Genomic DNA, 1,287 nt, shown 5'->3' with positions numbered 1-1,287 from the left:
GCCGGTCGCCCTCGACGCGGACCTGCGGCTCGCCTACGGCGGCGATCCCGGTCCAGTCGGTGTAGCCGCCGGGGACCTCGGCCAGGAGGAACCGGCCCGGATGTTCGGTCTGCGCCGAGCGCACCAGGCCCCACACCGCCGCGCCCGCCACGTCGCCGGGCCGGGTCGTGAACAGCAGCGGGGCGCCGTCCTCCGGGTGGGAGGCGATGGCGGTCAGGACGCGGGCGGTCAGGTCCCTGACGGCGGCGGGCACGTCCGGCTCCCGGCTCACACAGGGGATCACGACCGGCTCGGGGGCTCCGGCCGCCGCGAGCGCCGCCTCCACCCAGTTCACGCCGTACGGGGTGGAGGTGGCGGCGCGGGGCGCGGCGGTCCTCGCGCGCAGGGCGTCGATCGAGAGCACGGGGGTACCGGTGGCGTCGGCGACCTGCACGGCGACGTCCTCGCCGGTCACGGCCAGCCGTACGCGCAGGGCCCGGGCCTGGGCGGCGTGCAGGCGCACGCCCCGGAAGGCGAACGGCAGGCGCAGCTCCCCGTCGTCACCGGCCAGCAGCAGCGGGTGGAAGGCGGCGTCGAGGAGGGCGGGGTGGATGCCGAACCCGGTCACGTCCACCCCTTCGGGCGCGACGACCTCCGCGTAGAGCTCCTGGCCCGCCCGCCACACGGCCCGCAGCCCCTGGAAGGCGGGGCCGTACTCGTAGCCCTGCTCGGCCAGCCGCTCGTAGCCGTCCGCGATCTCCACGGGGACGGCGGCGGGCGGGGGCCAGGCGGCGGCCCAGCCGTGACCGGCGGCGGGCGCGGGCTCCTCGGCGACGGCGCCCGAGGCGTGCCGCTGCCAGATGTCGGCATCCGCGTGGCGGGAGAACACGGCGACGGCACGGCGCCCCTCGGCGTCCGGCGGGTCGAGGGTGACCTGCACGGTGACCGCGCCCGTCTCGGGCAGGTACAGCGGGGCCTCGATGATCAGTTCGTCGAGGCGGTCGCCGCCCGCGTGGGCGGCGGCCTCCAGCGCCAGTTCGGCGAAGGCGGCGCCGGGCAGCAGGATGCCGCCCTCCACCGCGTGATCGGCGAGCCAGGGCGCCACCCGGCGGGAGAGCCGGCCGGTGAGGACGTACCGGTCGTCGGCCACGGACACGACGGCGCCGAGCAGCGGGTGCCGCGAGCCGTCGACTCCCGCGCCGGTCGGGCCGACCGCCGCCAGGCCGTCGCCGAGCCAGTAGCGCTCGCGCTGGAAGGCGTAGGTGGGCGGCTGGCCGGTGGGGCGCGGGCCGGAGGCGAGGACGTCCG

The 1,287-nt window shown here is 78.2% G+C and carries 1 protein-coding gene; it reads right to left on the bottom strand.

From position 1 onward, the window contains the following. A partial coding sequence (locus tag Psi01_RS42885) for a polyketide synthase dehydratase domain-containing protein (protein WP_204069956.1) occupies window positions 1-1,287 on the bottom strand: 1,287 nt, incomplete at both ends.

The sequence above is a fragment of the Paraplanobispora siamensis genome (assembly GCF_016863175.1).
Lineage (GTDB): Bacteria > Actinomycetota > Actinomycetes > Streptosporangiales > Streptosporangiaceae > Planobispora > Planobispora siamensis.
The sequence above is the reverse complement of the archived record's forward strand: the minus strand, read 5'-3'. Positions and strand labels throughout refer to the sequence as shown.